Source organism: Nocardia sp. NPDC004260, from assembly GCF_053603155.1.
Genome location: NZ_JBSGEZ010000020.1, coordinates 40,669 through 58,085 on the forward strand (window position 1 = coordinate 40,669; position 17,417 = coordinate 58,085).

The 17,417-nt window shown below is 68.6% G+C and carries 13 protein-coding genes; 9 read left to right on the forward strand and 4 right to left on the reverse strand.

What is annotated here, in order from left to right:
- Positions 1 to 43: 43 nt before the first annotated feature.
- Genes ACWEO7_RS14395 through ACWEO7_RS14405 form a run of 3 tightly spaced genes read left to right on the forward strand, consistent with a single transcriptional unit; the run spans position 44 to position 3,085 of the window.
- Positions 44 to 703: a response regulator transcription factor gene (locus ACWEO7_RS14395; protein WP_195084845.1), complete on the forward strand. Its 660-nt coding sequence runs from the start codon at positions 44 to 46 to the stop codon at positions 701 to 703.
- 28 nt (positions 704 to 731) lie between these two features.
- Positions 732 to 2,153, forward strand: a complete 1,422-nt coding sequence (locus ACWEO7_RS14400) for a sensor histidine kinase (protein WP_452423614.1) — start codon at positions 732 to 734, stop codon at positions 2,151 to 2,153.
- The gene (locus tag ACWEO7_RS14405; protein ID WP_452423616.1) at positions 2,150 to 3,085 is read left to right on the forward strand and encodes a TAXI family TRAP transporter solute-binding subunit; all 936 of its coding nucleotides are present in this window, start codon (positions 2,150 to 2,152) and stop codon (positions 3,083 to 3,085) included. The genes ACWEO7_RS14400 and ACWEO7_RS14405 overlap by 4 nt, the downstream gene beginning before the upstream one ends.
- A 5-nt stretch (positions 3,086 to 3,090) precedes the next feature.
- Here the strand turns inward: ACWEO7_RS14405 and ACWEO7_RS14410 are convergent, their stop codons facing one another.
- Complete coding sequence (locus ACWEO7_RS14410) at positions 3,091 to 3,414, reverse strand: metal-sensitive transcriptional regulator (RefSeq protein ID WP_450015069.1); 324 nt, start codon at positions 3,412 to 3,414, stop codon at positions 3,091 to 3,093.
- Positions 3,415 to 3,611: 197 nt separating this feature from the next.
- Here ACWEO7_RS14410 and ACWEO7_RS14415 point away from each other — a divergent pair, with 197 nt between their 5' ends.
- From ACWEO7_RS14415 to ACWEO7_RS14425, 3 genes are read left to right on the forward strand one after another with little or no spacing between them, the layout of a single operon-like run.
- Complete coding sequence (locus ACWEO7_RS14415) at positions 3,612 to 4,421, forward strand: S-methyl-5'-thioadenosine phosphorylase (RefSeq protein WP_452423618.1); 810 nt, start codon at positions 3,612 to 3,614, stop codon at positions 4,419 to 4,421.
- The gene (locus ACWEO7_RS14420) at positions 4,376 to 4,624 is read left to right on the forward strand and encodes an NAD-dependent epimerase/dehydratase family protein (protein WP_452423620.1); all 249 of its coding nucleotides are present in this window, start codon (positions 4,376 to 4,378) and stop codon (positions 4,622 to 4,624) included. The genes ACWEO7_RS14415 and ACWEO7_RS14420 overlap by 46 nt, the downstream gene beginning before the upstream one ends.
- Before the next feature lie 9 nt (positions 4,625 to 4,633).
- On the forward strand, positions 4,634 to 5,194 hold the full coding sequence (locus ACWEO7_RS14425) for an NADPH-dependent FMN reductase (RefSeq protein WP_450015071.1): 561 nt from the start codon (positions 4,634 to 4,636) through the stop codon (positions 5,192 to 5,194).
- Between the two features lie 15 nt (positions 5,195 to 5,209).
- Here ACWEO7_RS14425 and eccE read toward each other — a convergent pair whose 3' ends face one another.
- Positions 5,210 to 6,853: a type VII secretion protein EccE gene (gene eccE, locus ACWEO7_RS14430; RefSeq protein ID WP_452423621.1), complete on the reverse strand. Its 1,644-nt coding sequence runs from the start codon at positions 6,851 to 6,853 to the stop codon at positions 5,210 to 5,212.
- A gap of 112 nt (positions 6,854 to 6,965) precedes the next feature.
- Here eccE and eccB point away from each other — a divergent pair, with 112 nt between their 5' ends.
- On the forward strand, positions 6,966 to 8,639 hold the full coding sequence (gene eccB, locus ACWEO7_RS14435; RefSeq protein ID WP_452423623.1) for a type VII secretion protein EccB: 1,674 nt from the start codon (positions 6,966 to 6,968) through the stop codon (positions 8,637 to 8,639).
- A 122-nt stretch (positions 8,640 to 8,761) separates the two neighbouring features.
- On the opposite strand, the gene mycP is transcribed toward eccB, so the two are convergent.
- Entirely contained in the window at positions 8,762 to 10,231 is a 1,470-nt protein-coding gene (gene mycP, locus ACWEO7_RS14440) for a type VII secretion-associated serine protease mycosin (protein WP_452423624.1), read from the reverse strand.
- A 10-nt stretch (positions 10,232 to 10,241) separates the two neighbouring features.
- Complete coding sequence (eccD, locus tag ACWEO7_RS14445; RefSeq protein WP_452423626.1) at positions 10,242 to 11,708, reverse strand: type VII secretion integral membrane protein EccD; 1,467 nt, start codon at positions 11,706 to 11,708, stop codon at positions 10,242 to 10,244.
- Between the two features lie 170 nt (positions 11,709 to 11,878).
- On the opposite strand from eccD, the gene eccCa reads away from it, so the two are divergent.
- Together eccCa and ACWEO7_RS14455 are read left to right on the forward strand one after the other, a co-directional pair.
- Positions 11,879 to 15,910 carry a type VII secretion protein EccCa gene (eccCa, locus tag ACWEO7_RS14450; RefSeq protein WP_452423628.1) on the forward strand — a complete coding sequence of 1,344 codons (4,032 nt, stop codon included), beginning with the start codon at positions 11,879 to 11,881 and terminating at the stop codon, positions 15,908 to 15,910.
- Entirely contained in the window at positions 15,910 to 17,337 is a 1,428-nt protein-coding gene (locus tag ACWEO7_RS14455) for a type VII secretion-associated protein (protein ID WP_452423630.1), read from the forward strand. The genes eccCa and ACWEO7_RS14455 overlap by 1 nt, the downstream gene beginning before the upstream one ends.
- Positions 17,338 to 17,417 lie beyond the last annotated feature (80 nt).

Consider the following 17,417-nt stretch of genomic DNA (forward strand, 5'->3'; position numbering starts at 1 on the left):
ACCGGCACACGCGCCGGTCCGCCCACTGTGGGAGGATCGGCGCGTGCGGCTTGCGGTGGTCGAGGACGACGACGGCGTGGGAGACGCGCTGGTCGAGGCGCTCAACGCCCGCGGTTACCGCGCCGAACGCAAGCGCCGCGGCGCGGATCTGCTGATCGCGCACCGCGACTACGACGCGGTGATCCTCGACCTCGGACTGCCCGACGGCGACGGGCTGCAGGTGCTGCGGCGACTGCGCGAGGTGAGTTCGGTTCCCGTGCTGATCCTGACCGCGCGCAGCGACGAACGCTCGATCGTGCGGGGCTTGCGCGGTGGCGCCGACGACTATCTGGTGAAGCCGCCGCGCATCGCGGAACTCGTCGCCCGGCTGGAGACGGTCACCAGGCGGGCGGCCGCGGCGGCGCGACAGGCGCAGTCGGTGATCGTCACCGGTGACGTGCGAGTCGATCTCGGCGCCCGCGTCGTCGAGGTGGCCGGGGAGCCGGTGTCGCTGACACAGAAGGAATTCGAGCTGGTCGAGGCGCTGGTGGAACGGCCGGGGGCCGCGGTGAGCCGTCAGCAGTTGATGGACCGCATCTGGGGTGACGCCTTCGTCGCGGTCTCGCGTTCGCTGGACGTGCACATGACCGGCTTGCGGGCGAAACTCAACCGGCCCGGCCTGATCACCACCATCCGCGGGTACGGGTACCGGTGGGGGCAGTGAGCGCGGTCCGGGGGTCCGGAGGTGTGCCATGCGGCGTCGCTTGCTGGTCGCGCTGACACTGTTCGCGGCCATCGCGGTGCTGGCGTTCGCGGTCCCGCTGTCGCTGACGATCGCCACCAGCCGCACCCAGCAGCTGGTACTCGCGCGCTCGGGGGACGCCGACCGCTTCGCCACCCTCGCCGACAACGCGGTCACCGCGGGGGACAGCCGTGCGCTGGCCGACGAGGTGCTGCGCTATCACGAGCTGTACGGCGAGAACGTGCTCGTGGTCGACGCCAGGGGCGCGCCGACTGTGAACGCGGGCGCGGACATGGACGATCCCGGCATCGTCGCGGCGGTGGCGGCGGCGCGCCGCAATCAGCGTCCGCACGCGGTGGACAAGCTGACGCCGTGGGGTGCGCCGAGCATGCTGGTCGCGCGTCCGGTCGGCACCGGCGTGCAGGTGAACGGGGCCGTGGTGATCGAGGCGTCGACGGCCCGCGCCCGCGGTGACATCGCGCGGGACTGGGCGGTGATCGTGCTCGGCGGCGTGATCGCGATGGCCCTGTTCGTGGTGCTGGCGGTGACGATCGGCCGCTGGGTGCTGCGGCCGCTCGCGGCGCTGTCGCACGGTGTGGCGGAGTTGACCGCGACGCTGCCCAAGCCGCGTGCCGACACCGTCGCGCCGGTATCGATCGCGGGCCGCTACGGCGGGCCGCCGGAGATGCGGGCGCTGGCGGAGTCGTTCGACGCGATGGCGCTGGCCGTGGCCGATTCGGCGGACGCGCAGCGCCAGCTGGTCGCCGACACCGCACACGCGATGCGCAATCCACTGGCCGCCCTGACCATCCGCCTCGATTCCCTGGAACCAGCGATCCCGGCGAGCGCGGCGAGCATCTTCCACAACGCGGCCGCCGAGGTCGAGCGGCTCACCGCGTTGCTCGACGGCCTGCTCAGCCTGGCCGTCGCCGAGACCCCGGCGGCATTCGACGTCGCCCACACGGCCGAGGGCGACGACCAGTGCGACGCCGTGCAAGTGATCGCCGACCGATTCGACGCCTGGTGCTCGGCATTCGAGGCGGCCGGACAGCAATTGCGCGTGGCGGCCGTGGCCGGGCACGCCGACGTCGCGGTCCCGGCCGACGTTCTCGCGCAGATGCTCGACGTACCGCTGAGCAACGCGACACGCTATGCGGGCGCGGGCGCGCACATCGATCTGGTCGTCGCGACCGAGCCGGGCTGGGTCACGGTGACCGTCCGCGACGACGGCAGCGGCGTTCCTCCCGCTGAGCTCGACAAGCTGACCACCCGTTTCTTCCGCGGCTCGGCCGCGGGGGCCGGTGGCTCCGGGCTGGGCCTGCCGATCGCCGCCGCATTGGCGCAGGCGCGCGGCGGCGTGCTCACCGTGGCCGCGGTGCGTCCGCATGGTCTGGCGGTCTCGGTGCGCCTGCCCGAGGCGGAGGCCCGATGACCGGCCGGGAACCGATCGTCCGGCGCGGCGTGGGGCGGCGCGGCTTCCTCGCGTTGGCCGTCGCGGCGGGTCTCGCGGGTTGCGGGCGAGGCGGCCGGGGCGCCACTGCGCGGCTGGCGTCCGGCGAGGTCGGCGGCTTCTATCACGCCTTCGCGGGGTTGCTCGGCCTGGCCGCCGAGGACGTCGGGGAGGTGCGGATCGAGCGGGTCACCACATCGGGTTCGCAGGACAATCTGGCGTTGCTGGCGCGCGGTGAGGTCGATGCCGCGCTCGCGCTCGCGGATTCGGTGCGCGACAGCGCCGATCAGGTGTTCGCGCTGGGCCGGGTCTACGAGAACTACCTACAGTTGGTCGTGCGCGCGGACAGCCCGATCGGTTCGGTCGCGGATCTGCGTGGAACGCGGGTGAGTCTGGGCGCGGAGGGATCGGGCGCGGCCTTGACCGGCGAACGGATATTGCGCGTCGCGGGGCTCGACCCGAGCGCCGACGTGGCGATCGCCCATCGCCCCTTGGCGCAGGCGGTGGCCGCCCTGACCGCGGGCGACGCGGACGCGCTGTTGTGGGCGGGCGGCGTGCCGACGGCACGGCTCGCGGTGCCGAGCCGGATGCGGCTCGTGGACATGGGCGAACTGGCCGCGCCGATGCGGGACCGGTTCGGGCCGGTATACGACCGGGTGGCGATCCCCGCGGATGCCTATCCGGGCGGGGTCTCGGTGCACACCATCGGGGTGGCGAATCTCTTGCTGGCCGCGGGCAGTATGTCGGAGGAGGTGGCCGCGGCCATCGTCGAACTACTGGTGTGGCACGCCGACGCGCTGGTGCCCACCGAGGCGGCGGGCACCCAATTCCTCGACGGCCGGTCGCTGATCAGCACCGGCCCGATCCCGCTGCACCCGGGAGCTGCCGCGGTCTATCGCCGCTGGCACGGATAGTTCCGTCAGGACCTGACCAAGCGGGCGATGGCGTCGGTCGCTTCCTTGATCTTGGCCTCGGCCTCCGGGCCACCCGCGACGGCCGCGTCCACGACGCAGTGGCTGATGTGATCCTCCAGCAGGCCCATCGCGACCGCTTGCAGGGCTTTGGTCATAGCGGACACCTGAGTGAGGATGTCGATGCAGTACTTCTCCTCCTCGACCATCCGCTGCAGACCGCGCGCTTGACCCTCGATGCGCCGCAGCCGCTTGAGGTAGTCGTCCTTGGCGGTGATGTAGCCGTGCGCGGCGTGGTCGGCCGCCGTGGGGTCGTGGGGGGAAGCTGCCACCGATATCTCCTCGCTGCCTGCCGGTCGCCGGAACTGGATCAATACCCCCCTAGGGTACAGCTCCGGGGGCATCTTGTCAGGTCGGGCCACCTGGTGCGGCAGACCCCGCTCGGTCGGAACGGTCCGTGTTCCGCCGGAAAGCAGGGTAACGCGGATCCCGGCGCGCGACGGCCACCCTGGGACGAGACAATTGAGGTATGAGTTCGCACCCCCGGCCCGCGCTCGCCGTCATCGGCGGCAGCGGCTTCTACGATTTCTTCGACAACGAGGCGACCATCGTCGAGGTCGACACCCCCTATGGTGCACCGAGCGCGGGCATCGCCGTCGGAGAGGTGGAGGGGCGGCCGGTGGCGTTCCTGCCGCGCCACGGCAAGAACCACGAATTCGCGCCGCACACCTTGCCCTACCGGGCCAACCTGTGGGCCCTGCGTTCGCTGGGCGTGCGCCGTATTTTCGCGCCTTGTGCCGTCGGCAGCCTGCGGGCGGACTGGGGCTCCGGCACGGTCGCGGTGCCCGATCAGCTGGTCGACCGGACCTCCGGTCGTCCGCAGACCTACTTCGACGGCGGCGGCATCCACGTGTCCTTCGCCGACCCGTACTGCGAGGAACTGCGGGCCGCGGCCATCAAGGCCGCGTCCGACGAACTGCACATGATGCACGCGGCCACGATGGTCGTGGTCGAGGGACCGCGCTTCTCCACCCGCGCCGAGAGCCGGTGGTTCGCCGCCCAGGGCTGGGAGCTGGTGAACATGACCGGCCACCCGGAGGCGGTGCTCGCCCGCGAACTCGAGATGTGCTACGCCGCCGTCGCCCTCGTCACCGATCTGGACGCCGGTCTGGAGGAGGGCGAGGGAGTGCGCGCCGTCGACGTCTTCGCCGAGTTCAAGCGAAACCTCGTGCCCTTCAAGGAGCTCGTCCGTCGCGCGGTGGCCGCGGTGGACAGCAGCGACACCTGCGACCGATGCCGTGTCCACGCGGACGTGTCGCTGCCGTTCGAATTGCCCTGAGTCCGATCCGGGCGCTGGTCACCGGGGCAGCGGGGTTCCTCGGCGGGCACCTGCGCCATGCGCTGCTCGCCGGGGGACACCAGGTGACCGGAGTGGACCTGCTGTTCGACCACGGACCGGAAGCACGACCACCCGAAGGGATCGAGCGGGTGGAAGTCCTCTGGAGCGCGCCGGTACGTGGTGACGTGCGGGGCCCGAGTTAGGCTCGCGCGGTGGATACCCCGTTGCGGCTCGAGGTCATCGTGGCCAGTGTGCGTCCGGAGCGGTTCGCGCCGGTGGTCGCGGACTGGTTTCTACGTACCGTGCGCGCCCGTCCCGAATTCGATACCGGCGTGATCGATCTCGCGCATACGCCGTTGCCGGTCGAACTCACCGACAACGAGGAGACCGCGGCCTACCGCGCGCGATTACGGGACGCGGACGCGTTCGTCGTCGTCACTTCGGAGTACAACCACGGTTATCCGGCGTCGCTGAAGACGGCGTTCGACACCGCGAAGCACGAGTGGCGCGCGAAGCCCATCGCTTTCGTCTCCTACGGCGGCCTTTCCGGTGGCTTGCGTGCGGTGGAGCAGTTGCGGCAAGTGGTGGCCGAGATCCATATGGTGTCGGTCCGCGAGACGGTCAGTTTCCACCAGGCCAAGAAGCGGTTCGACGAGACAGGTGACACCCGCGACGGGGCCGCCATCGACGCCGCGGAACGAATGTTGCGTCAATTGGCCTGGTGGGCACGTACTTTGCGAGCAGCGCGCACGGCGGACCCGTACCCCGGTTAGCGCTGTCGCGCTGGTTTACTGCGGCTGCATCGCGCGCCGACCGCGCGGCTGACCGATGTAGGTCGCCTCGCTCGGGATGGACACCAGTGTCAGGTCGACCTGTGCCGTGCCGGTGCGCAGCACCACGTGGTTGCCGATCGCGCCGGGCTGGTGGATGGCGAGGTCGGGGCGGGCGGCGGGCCAGCCCATCGGATCGCCCGTGACGTAGATGGTGGTGACGCCCGCGTGCGGGGCAGGCGCGAGTACCCCGTCCACCACCGTGGCGGTGAATCCCGCGTCGGACTGGTGGGTTTCGATCGCGATGGTCAGGCGCTCCGGATTGCCGATCGTGGTGACCAGGTTCTCCCAGGCCCGTGCCCGGTCGGTGCGGATGAGGATCCGTTCGCCGACCGCGAGCGCCCGGAAAACCAGCTGCTGCGCCAGGTACAGCTCGCCGGCGACATACACCGTGGAGATGCCCGCGCCGACGATGCGAGCCGCCACGCCGTTGCCTTCGTCATCGGACCCGATCAGCTGGCCGCAGCCGGAGGAGGGCAGGTGCAGATCGTCGACGATGTCGATCAGGTGCTCGATCATCGGAATGGTGTCGTCCACGCCGGGAACCGCGAGCGGCAGATGGGCCAGCAGCCCGTCGCGGTGGCGTCCGTTCATCGAGATCATGCCCGGCAGCTCGGAGCGTTCGGGCAGTTCGCGTGCGGTCAGTCGCCAGGCGGCGCCGATGCTCACCGAGTCGGCGGAACTGCCGGGGCGCAGCCGAACCGCCACCGTCGTGCCGCGTGATGGGGCCACCCAGAGCTGGGCGAGCACGTCTGATTCGAGTCGCTTGGGATCCAACGCGCTGCCGATGTTCACGCTGTTGCCGATTTCCGCGTAGCGCCAGCCGTGTTCGAGCGTGCGCGGATCGTAGCCGCCGGTGATCTGCAGGACCGCCTTGCGGATCTCGGGCGCGGTGAGGATGCGCGCGTTGCAATCGGCGTCCTCGAGCGTGCGCATGATGCGCTGGGTGGCGATGGTGACCGCGCGCGACGCGCCTTCGGCTCCGCCGCCGCGCCGGTCGGCGGCCTCCGGGCAGGCCACCGCGTCGAAACCGATCGCCAGCCACACGGTGCGGTGCGCGGTGGCGGGCAGCGGGCCGAGCAGCGATTCGTAGATCTTGCCCGCGGGCGTGCCGGAGCGGCTGCGATGCCCGTGGCTGATGATGTCGATGCCGCTGAGCAGGATGTCGTGCTGGTTCAGGCATTTCGCCAGCTCCGCCAGCGGAAGCAGGTGCGATGCGTGCACCGTGGTGCGGGCGATCCTGGTCAGCCCGCCGGGGGGAGGCAGTACCTCGACCACCGTCACCACGCGGCTGCCGTCCCAGTACAGGCCGAGCGAGCGACCATCGGTGCCGCGGAAATCGACGGTGTCGCCGAGTTCGTAGTCCCGATGCGTGAGATAGCGCCACCAGGTCGCGATCCAGTCCAGCACAGTGCGTCCGGCGACCGGGATCAGCGGAATCAGCGCGACGACCACCGCCACGCCGAGCGTGGGAAGCCCCGGCAAACCGGCGAACAGTGCGACGACCGCGGCGATCAGCCCGATGATCTGGGCGATCAGCAGGTTCCGCATCGAGACGCGTCCGAAAAGCGGTCGTGGTCCCGCACCGGCCGGTTCCGCCATCGTCGTCCCCCAAGTACCCGAAATCGGCCGGTTCGCCGCGGCCGAGCTGAACAACAGTCCCCGGGAACTGTACTGTGTTCGGCGAACGCGAGCACTGTTCGGGGGAGGAATAATGGCTTCGAAACCCACCACTCGCTGGCAGGTCAGCGGTTACCGCTTTCTGGTCCGGCGGATGGAGCACGCCTTGGTGCGCAGGGATGTGCGAATGCTGCACGACCCCATGCGTTCCCAGTCCCGCGCGTACGCGGCCGGTCTGATCCTGGCGTGTGTCGCACTGGCCGGATGCGGCGTGCTCGCGTTGCTGCGCCCGCAGGACAAGATCGGTGACGCCAAGATCCTGATCGGCAAGGACTCCGGCGCGGTCTACGTGCGAATCGACGACGTGGTGCACCCGGCCCTCAACCTCGCCTCCGCCCGCCTGGCCGCAGGCGAAGCCGCCAAGCCGGCCACCGTAAAGGACTCCGAACTCGGGAAGAAGCCGCGCGGCCAATTGATCGGCATCCCGGGCGCTCCAGGCTCGCTGCCCTTCGACAAGGAGGGGAAGGGGCGCGCGTGGACGGTGTGCGACACCCTGCAGCTCGACGGCACCAACAAGGCAACCACTTCGGTGCTCATCGGGGACCTGGAACTCGGCGCCAAGGCTTCCGCAATGGAGTCGGGTAACGCTCTGCTCGTCAAGGGCAAGGACGCCACCTACCTCGTTTACGACAACAAGCGCGCCCGCGTCGACATGAACAACAACGCGGTGACCGAGGCGCTGGGCATTCGTAATGTGGCACCACGGCCGATCAGCGAAGGCTTGCTCAATGCGATACCCGAGGTGCAGCGAATCGAAGTGCCGCACATCGACGATCGAGGCGCGCAGCCGACATACACCATCGGTGATCATCGGATCGGCGAGGTGGTGCAAGATGCCGCGACGAAGCAGTATTTCGTGGTGCTGCACGATGGCAGGCAGGAAATCTCGCAGCTGACCGCCAACATCATTCTCAACTCCGACCCGGCGGCGGGCCGCAATCCGACGATCGTCCCGTATGAGAAGACCTATTCGCCCATATCGACGACGCTGCCGGTGAAGGACTATCCGGCCACCGCGCCCGCGCTCGTGCAGATCAAGGATCGGCCGGTCAGCTGTCTGTCGTGGAAGCCGATCGCTGCCGCGGAGGGCGGTGGTGGCAATCATGCCGAGCTTTCGCTGATCACCGGCGTGAGTCTGCCGATGCGGGAGGACGCTCGCCTGGTGCCGCTGGCCCAAGCCGACGGTGACGGCCCCAACGTGGACTCGGTCTACTTCAAGCCAGGTTCCGGCGCCTTCGTTCAGGGCACCGGCATCGAGCCGGATAGTCAGCGCAAGGACAGCATGTTCTACGTCGCCGATACCGGCGTCCGCTACGGCATCAAGGATGCCGAGGCGGTCAAAGCTCTTGGCATGAGTTCGGATTCGGGTGTGAAGCAGCCGGAACCGGCTCCATGGCCGATCCTCCGCCTGCTTGCCTCCGGGCCGACCCTCAGCCGTCAAGACGCGATGGTGGCTCACGACGGCGTCGCGCCGGACGCCAACCCGGCGAAAGAGCTCGTCAAAAAATACGAATTGAGTTCGGGCGCGCCAGAGTTTGCTATTGAAGTCGCTTCCGGTACTCCCCGGTCCGGCGAGAGGGAGTCTCGCCGCAGGAAGGGAGGGATTCACTGGAATGAAACACGTCGCATACAAACTGGCGATCGCTATCACTGCCGCATTCGTGGTCGGCGCCGTCGCCGCGTCGACTGCCGCAACTGCAACCGCTGAACCGATGCGTACCAAACACGGCATGACCTACAAGGAATGTATGACCATGGTGGAAACCTGATAATTGCGGCCCGTCGTTCGACGGGCCACAATTGTTTCATCGTGCGGTTATCGAGTCTTTCTCACTGGTCCTCGCGGACGCCGAATCTGCGGCGGATCGGGAACGAGGCGAGCATGCCCAACACCAGTAGTATCGCGACGCTGCCGCTGCCGATCAGCGCTACGTTTCGCGCCCGATTGTCGGGTGGTGGGGCCGGTGACGGAACCTGCAATTGCACCCTCGCGGCTGCCGAGGGTCGCTTGGGCGGCAGCGTTTTCGGCACTTCGGCGGTCAGGGCGGCGATCGGATCGACGGCACCGTAACCGATGTAAGGGTTCCACCCCTCCGCCGGGGCATGGGCGGTGGCCTCGATGCGCTTGATGACCTCCAGGGCACTCAGCTCCGGGAAACGGGCTCGCACCAGGGCGGCTATCCCTGAAACCAGCGGGGTGGCGAAACTGGTGCCCTGAATCGGCCCGAGCTTTCCCGATTGTTGGACGCTGCCGAGTTGGACCGCGGTTCCTTTGCTGTTCGGGTCATTGAAGAGTGGATCGAGGGAAGTGATGTTCTCGCCGGGAGCCGCCACGCCGAGCCATGGCCCGGGCACGGTGAACGTAGACGGTTGGCCGTTTCCGTTGATGGAACCGACAGAGAGCACATAATCGTCATAGCGGGCCGGTGATACGTTCAGGTTCACCTTGCTCCACGGGTCGGCCGCTGGGTCGAGCGGGTCGATCACCGGATTGGTGCCCTTGCAGTCCGTACTCTCATCGAGGTTGCCTGCTGCGACCACCACGACCACGTCCTTCTCGATCGCGGCGTACCGGACCGCGGCACCCAGCTCGGTATCTTCGAAAGGCGCAGAAGTCGGCCTGCACGCGACTTCGGAGATATTGATGACGGTAGCTCCCATGTCCGCCGCGCGGCGGATCGCCGACGCCATGGTGCGAGTGGTGCCGTATCCCTGGGGTAGCGCATCGGGCCCTTTGTCCCGATTTGCTCCCTCCTTCTGATACAGCTTGCTGGTCTGGCGGATAGTGAGGATTCGCGCCTCGGGGGCGACCCCGGAGAAGCCCTGACCGTCGACCTCTGTCGCCGCGATCAGCCCCGCGACCAACGTCCCATGCGCGTCGCAGTCCTCGGTTCCGTCACTATTGCTCACATAGTCGCCGCCCGCGATCACCCCTGGCAGACGCGGATGACGCGCCACACCGGTGTCGATGACGGCCACGAGTTGGCCTGCGCCCTTGGAGAATCGCCTGGCATGCTGAAGGTCGAGGGAGCGTTGTGCGTCCGGGGTCGAGGGCCCGTTGCCTCCCGAGCCGGTACTGACGCACGGAGTGTTGGACGCCCGCTCGGTCTTGTCCGGTGGAGCGGCCGGCTCGCCCGGCGGCGGTGGCGTGTTCGGGCTCACGGTGGGCTTCTCCGCTTGCGCAGGAGGGATTCCCATGGTTGCTCCGAGCCCGACGGAGACGCTGAGCGCCAACACGCAGACCGCCGTGCTCAACCGAACCGCTCGGAAACAACTGTCGATCCGCTGTTTCGAACTCATCGCTCCGAGCTCACAGCCCGCGAACGATGGCGTAGAGGTCCGCTACCCAGAAGACCAATGGCAGGACCGCGGCGACGAACGTGTACTCGAGCAGTTCGACGCCGCGGCGCATCGGTGGGGTGGCCGACTGGTTCGGGATGATGATGCCGAGGATGAGCGCCGCGATCAGGACCACCATCGCCGCGCCGAACACGGCCAGCGGCTGGTGCATCGCGAAACCCGCGCCGACCAACATGATCAGTACGATGCCCGCGCCACCGGAGATGAGCACGACGGCCTGTTCCGCGCCCGCGTAGGTGCGGCTGCGGAACATCAGCACCACGGCGCAGACCAGGGCGAGCGCGATGCCCGGCCAGTACGGGTCGTCGGACGCCGGGTCGGTGGCGCCGAGGGCGCCGACGACGGTGACCAGCGTGGTCGCCGCGACCAGGCCCGCGAGGTACATGCGGGCGCGTTCCGACTTCACCCGCAGCACCTCCATGGTCGGCAGCGCGCGATGATCGTCCGGGTCGTCCTCGGTCGGATCGATGGGGGTGCCCGGCGAAGGCACCGGTGGCAGCGGCAATTTCGCCAGCAGCATGGATACTCGCGGGGCCAGGGACAGGCCGCCGAGCCCGAGCGCCGCCGCGCCGGCGCCGATCGCCCGCTCCGGCTGGTCGGTGAGCAGGCCGACCAGCGCCGCGGGCACCGCGTAGGCGGCGAGCGCGGCCCCGCCGATGAACAACGCGAGCCCGACGCCGGTGACCCGCCACGCCAGAATCGCCGTCGCCCCGGCCAGGACCGATCCGAGCAGGATGTGCGCCCAGCCGTAATCGTCCGGCACGTAGAGCATTCCCGCGCTGAACGCAGCGGGCAGCGCGCAGCCGCCGAGCACCAGCGCGGTGCCGTTGTCGCCGTACACCCTGCTCAGCACCATCGCGCTGACGACGAGCAGGATCGCGACCACCAGCGCGATCGAACCGCCGACCCCGATCGGCAGCGAGCCGGGGGACAGCAGCAGCCCGAGACAGCCGACGATCATGGTGAGCGCCGCGAGCACCGAGCCGGTGATCCGCGCGACCCGAGGGGTCCAGCTGCGGTAATGGTCGGCGTCGGCGATCGCGACGTTGTACATGATGTCGTCGAACAGCGGTGTCGGCGCGGTGTGCGAAGCACTCTCCAGCATCAGCAGTTCGCCGTCGCGGACGCCGTGCTCGCCGAGGCTGAGCGAGTTGGAGAACGGCGGATGGCCGATCCGGGCGAGCACCCACTCCGCGGGCTCGTAACGCTCACCCTCGTTGTCGAAGTCGTTGGAGCGGCTGTGCTGGGCGACCATGTCGACCACGCTCGGAATCACCAGCGCGACCGGCACGTCGACCGGAATGGCCATGTCGACCTGAGTGTGCTTGGCCAGAATCGTCACCCGGGCGAGGTCGGGGGCGCGGACGATCCCGCGCGAGGATTCTTCGTCGATGTGGTCAAGTCGCGCGTGCGTCAAGCTTCCCCCAACTCGGTCTTCTACCTCGTGATTCCACGACTCGGCGGGCCGGGGGCGAGCTTGCGAACCCTCGGTCCGGGCAGCAGAATGCTGGTCGAACTGTACGACATGTCGGCTGTGACCTCTACACTGAGGCCGAATCACAGCTGGCCGAAGGGGGAATCTCGTCGATGAGCACTGTCCGCTTCCAGCGCCGTGCGCGCCGCGAGATGCCCAGGACGCCCGGCGGCGAGGTGACGCTGCAACCCCCGCCCGAAATCCCCCGGGTCACACCGGGAAACCTCGTCCTGAAGCTCATGCCCGCCGTGATGGTGATCGGCATGGTCGGCATGATGGCCTTGATGTTCACCCAGGGCGGCGGCATCGCCTCCAACCCGATGAGCATGATGTTCCCGCTCATGATGGTGTTCTCGATGGTCGGCATGTTCGCGGGCCAGGGTGGGGGCAAGGGGCAGAAGGCCGCCGAGGCCAACGAGGATCGCAAGGACTACCTGCGCTACCTCGACCAGGTGCGCAAGGACGTCGATGAGACCGCCGCTCAGCAGCGCGCTTCCGTCGAATGGAGCCACCCGGAGCCGGAGCTGGTCTGGATGCTCGCGGGCACCAGCCGCATGTGGGAGCGTCGCGCGGGGGACAAGGACTTCTGCCACGCGCGCATCGGTCTCGGCGGCCAGCGCCTGGCCACCAGGCTGGTCGCTCCGGAGACCGGTCCGGTCGAGGAGCTCGAACCGATCGCCGCGGTCTCGCTGCGCCGCTTCGTGCGCGCTCATTCGACCGTGCCCGATCTGCCGACCGCCATCGCGGTCAAGGGCTTCGCCACCATCGCGCTGGACGGCGACCGCGGCCAAGCGCGCGACATGACCCGCGCGATGCTGGTGCAGCTGTGCATGTTCCAGGCTCCCGACCAGGTGCTCGTCGCGGTCGTCTGCGGGCCGGATACCGCGCCGGAGTGGGAGTGGACCAAGTGGCTCCCGCACACCCAGCACCCCGACGCGCAGGACGGCATCGGTACCCAGCGCATGTTCTACGGCTCGATCCGGGAGGCGATGGCGGGGTTGCATCCGTTGCTCGGCAACCGGGTCCGGTACTCGCGCAACCAGCCGGCCAACGCGAACATGGTGCATATCGTCATCGTGGTCGACGGCGGTCTGCTCGAGGCCGAGGACGATCAGTTGCGCGAATCCGGCTACGAGGGCGTCACCATCATCGACCTGTGCGGCTACGCGCCGCGCCTGGCGGTGTCGCGCGGCATCAAGATGATCGTCGAGAACGGCGAGTGCGTCGGCCGCGGCGCGACCGGCAATCAGGAGCGGTTCGCGCTGATCGACCGGATCAGTCCGGAGCAGGCGCAGCAGGTGGCGCGGAGGCTGGCCCCGTACCGTGCCGCCACGCAGCGCAGCAGCGACGTGGAAAGCGATGACGCCGAGGCGATCTCGACGTGGGCACAGCTGATGGGCCTCGGGGACATCGGCTCTTTCAACCCGGAGCACGCGTGGCGGCCGCGCTACGGACGGGAACGCCTGCGCGTCCCGTTCGGTGTGGGCGCCGATGGCCTTCCGGTGGAACTGGACATCAAGGAGGCCGCCGAGAACGGCATGGGCCCGCACGGTCTGTGCATCGGCGCCACCGGCTCCGGTAAATCGGAGTTCCTGCGCACCCTCGTGCTCAGCTTGCTGGCCACGCACTCGCCCGACCAGCTGAACTTGGTGCTGGTCGACTTCAAAGGCGGCGCGACGTTCCTCGGTTTGGAGGGCGTTCCGCACGTCGCCGCCGTCATCACCAACTTGGAGGAAGAGGCCGATCTCGTCGACCGCATGAAGGACGCCCTGGCCGGTGAGATGAACCGCCGCCAGGAAGTGCTGCGGGCGGCGGGCAACTTCGCCAACGTCTTGGAGTACGAGAAGGCCAGGGCCGCGGGCGCCGACCTGGATCCGCTGCCCGCACTGTTCGTGGTGCTCGACGAGTTCTCCGAACTGCTCACTCAGCACCCGGATTTCGCGGAACTGTTCGTCATGATCGGCCGCCTCGGCCGCTCGCTGCACGTGCACCTGCTGCTCGCCTCGCAGCGACTGGAGGAAGGCAAGCTCAAGGGCCTGGAATCCCACCTGTCCTACCGAATCGGCCTGAAGACGTTCTCCGCCAACGAATCTCGCCAGGTACTCGGTGTGCCGGACGCCTACAACCTGCCGAACAATCCCGGTGGCGGCTACCTGAAGGCCGACTCCGGAGAGATCCAGCGCTTCCAGGCTTCCTATGTCTCCGGCGCGTATGTCGGCGGCGGCTCGCAGCGCGACATGACCGTTGCCACGCAGTCCGGTGAGATCGATATCAGGGCACGGGCGTTCACCGCCACCCATGTCGACTTCCGGGCCGCGGACCGCGTTCCGCTGCCGCCCGAACCGAGCCTGGAACCGGAACAGGACGAGGACGGCGAGCAGCTGTCCAACCTGAACATGCTGGTCGCCCGGATCCGCGGCCACGGCCGCCCGGCGCACGAGATCTGGCTGCCGCCGCTGGACGAGGCGCCGACGCTCGACCAGCTCGTCCCGCGCTCCATTCTCACCGGCGAATACTCTCCGGTGTCCACGCTGCGTGCCCCGATCGGCATCGTCGACCGCCCGTACGACCAGCGTCGCGACCCGATGGTCATCGACCTGTCCGGCGCCCGCGGCAATGTCGCCATCGTCGGTGGCCCGCAGTCCGGCAAGTCGACGGCGCTGCGCACACTCATCATGGCGATGTCGTTGACGCACACCGCCGAGCAGGTGCAGTTCTACTGCCTCGACTTCGGTGGCGGCACCCTGGCGAGCCTGCAAGGGCTGCCGCACGTCGGCTCGGTGGCCAGCCGGTTGGACGAGGACCAGGTCCGCCGCACCATCGCGGAGATGACCACCATCGTCCGGCAGCGCGAGGCGCGCTTCCGCCAGCTCGGCATCGAATCGATGACCGATTTCCGCAGGCTGCGCGCGATGGACCCGGCCGGTAGCCCGGGCGCCGCGGGCGCGCACGAGGATCCGTTCGGTGACGTCTTCCTGGTGGTCGACGGTTTCAGCTCGATCCGCCAGGACTTCGAGATGCTCGAGCAGACCATCATGAACCTCGCCGTGCAGGGTCTGTCCTACGGTGTGCACGTGGTCATCGCGCTGAACCGCTGGGCGGAGGCGCGGCCCGCGCTCAAGGATCAGATCGGCACCAGGATCGAGTTGCGCCTCGGTGATCCGATGGACTCCGATCTGGGCCGCAAGTTCGCCTCACTGGTTCCGCAGGGGCGGCCGGGCCGCGGTATGACCCCGGAGTGCCTGCACATGCTGACCGGCTTGCCCCGCATCGACGGCAGCTCCGACCCGACCGACCTCACCCAGGCCGTCGCGGACGCGGTCGCCGCCATCGCCAGACTGACGCCGGGCCGGCACGCGCCGCAGGTTCGCATGTTGCCCGAACAGCTCCCGCGCGAGCAGCTGCTGTATCTGGCGGGTGATTGGCCCGCCCAGGTCGACCCGAACGCGAAGTGCCTGCGAATCCCGTTCGGTATCAACGAGTCCGAGCTCGCGCCGGTCTACATCGACTTCGTGGAGAGCCCGCACTTCATCGTCATCGGCGACACCGAATCGGGAAAGACGACGCTGCTGCGTTCGCTGATCGAGGGCATCGCCGCGTCCAACACCCCCGATCAGGCTCGTTTCATCATCGGCGACTACCGACGCGGCATGCTCGGACTGGTTCCGGAGGGCTATCTCGCGGGCTATGGCTCCACGGCGCCGCAGTTCACCCAGAACATGAACGACCTGGCCGCCTATGTCGGCAAGCGCACGCCGGGCTCGGACGTCACGCCGCAGCAGTTGCGGGAGCGTTCGTGGTGGAGCGGGCCGGAGTTGTACGTCATCATCGACGATTACGATCTGGTCGCCACCTCCGCGGGCAACCCGGTCCAAGCGCTGCTCGAACATCTGCCACACGCCCGAGACCTCGGCTTCCACGTGATCATCGCCCGGCGCTCGGGTGGTGCGAGCAGGGCGATGTTCGAGGCGACGTTGGCTCGAATGCGTGATCTGGGCTCGGCGGGACTGATTCTGAGCTGCAGCAAGGACGAGGGCGTCCTGATGGGCACCAAGCGACCGAGCCCGATGCCGCCGGGCCGAGGCACCTACGTCACCCGTAATGTCGAGGGCCTGGTCCAGACGGCGTGGATGCCGTTGCCCTGATGTCCGAGGTCGAGCTCGTCGTCACCGAGGCGCGTATCTGGGCGCGTGGCGCCGACACGCACTGGGACGCGCCGCCGTCGGTGGTCCTGGGCAGCAACGGCTTCGATCTCGTCGTGGGGCAAGCGCTGAGTCCGCCTACCCACGTCGGTTCGGTCGTGCAATTCGTGTCCGCCGATGCCATAGCTTTGCCACCCCGCACACCCTCGGTGGTGGACGCGATGAGCGCCGTTTTCGCGAGTGTGCTCGAGCATCTTCGTGTCGCGACCCCGTGTGCCCGGATGACGTTGGTCTGCCCGACCGAATGGGGCGCGCCCCGTCGCGGCGTGCTTGCTCAGGCGGCGCGCCGCGTGGCCTCGGATGTCGTGTTCGAGGACATCGCGGTCCGTTCGGTCGCGTCGGACGAGGGCACCAGCCACAGTCGGCGAACGCTGGTACTGGAGTTCGGCACGCTGGCCACCACGGCGTCGGCGGTCATCCGAAGCCATCGCGGCGTGCATATCGAATCCTGTGAGCACGAGCCGACGCTCGCGTTGGCCGAGATCGAGAGCGGATCCGCGAGCTTCGCCGCTCTGTGCAGCCTGATCACTCGGTTGCTCGACAGCGGCCCGATCGACCTCGTGCAAGTGGCGGCTATCAGTGATACCGGAAAACTGGACTTGCTCCGTGCGGCGGTCCAGCAGTCCGCAGGTGCCGAGGTCGAGCTGCGTGTGGTCGCCGGTCCCGATCTCGTCCGAGGGCGGCGGACCGAGGAACGCGAAGTCCACGCCGCGCAGACACAGTGGATGCGACCGCTTCGCGAGCGTGCCGCGACACGAGAGCCTCGATATGGCGCCGCCCGTATCGCGGTCGCCGCGATCGCGGCCGTGGTGGTCGTCGCGTTGACGATCGTCGGTGCGGTTGTCTTGTCCGGTCGCCGCGGCGAAGAGACGGTAGCGGCGCCCAGCACGGAAGCAGCGTCGCCGACCGCCGCACCGCCGCCGGTCGGCCCGCCGGCCGAGGCGGCACCAGAGGCTTTCGGCCGAATCCGATTCCGTGTCCCTCCCGGCTGGCGTATTGCCCAGTCGCCTGACACGGCGCGTGCTCGTGTCGATTTGGTGCCCGCCGGGGCCGCGCGGCAACGGATTACGGTAATGCAGGTACCGCTGACAGCGTCGTCCAGTTACGCGCAGGTCGCGGCGAAGCTGGAAGCGCAGATCGCGCAGCGCCCGCCAGGGGTGCTGACCGACTTGCGGCAGGATGTGATGTTCGGTGGCCGTTCCGGTTTGGCCTACCTGGAACATCCCGGAGACGGATCAACCGTTCGCTGGCATGTTCTGTTGGAGTTCGGAATTCAGCTGAGCATCGGATGCCAGTACGCAGGAGACGAATGGGGGCAATTGGAAGCCCCGTGCTCGCATTTCGGGGATACGGTCCGCGTCGTGCCGTGATGGGCGCGGGCACGCATATCTAGCCGACTCCGCTGCGGCGCAGAACGATTCGAGCCCCCGGCACCGAAGTACCGGGGGCT

What these genes read in the sequence shown, in the direction of transcription:
- ACWEO7_RS14415 (WP_452423618.1), top strand. Translation starts at nt 3,612, where the DNA reads ATGAGTTCGCACCCCCGGCCCGCGCTCGCCGTCATCGGCGGCAGCGGC.
- ACWEO7_RS14400 (WP_452423614.1), top strand. Translation starts at nt 732, where the DNA reads ATGCGGCGTCGCTTGCTGGTCGCGCTGACACTGTTCGCGGCCATCGCG.
- eccB (WP_452423623.1), top strand. Translation starts at nt 6,966, where the DNA reads ATGGCTTCGAAACCCACCACTCGCTGGCAGGTCAGCGGTTACCGCTTT.
- ACWEO7_RS14420 (WP_452423620.1), top strand. Translation starts at nt 4,376, where the DNA reads ATGCCGTGTCCACGCGGACGTGTCGCTGCCGTTCGAATTGCCCTGAGT.
- mycP (WP_452423624.1), bottom strand. Translation starts at nt 10,231, where the DNA reads ATGAGTTCGAAACAGCGGATCGACAGTTGTTTCCGAGCGGTTCGGTTG.
- ACWEO7_RS14405 (WP_452423616.1), top strand. Translation starts at nt 2,150, where the DNA reads ATGACCGGCCGGGAACCGATCGTCCGGCGCGGCGTGGGGCGGCGCGGC.
- eccCa (WP_452423628.1), top strand. Translation starts at nt 11,879, where the DNA reads ATGAGCACTGTCCGCTTCCAGCGCCGTGCGCGCCGCGAGATGCCCAGG.
- ACWEO7_RS14455 (WP_452423630.1), top strand. Translation starts at nt 15,910, where the DNA reads ATGTCCGAGGTCGAGCTCGTCGTCACCGAGGCGCGTATCTGGGCGCGT.
- eccE (WP_452423621.1), bottom strand. Translation starts at nt 6,853, where the DNA reads ATGGCGGAACCGGCCGGTGCGGGACCACGACCGCTTTTCGGACGCGTC.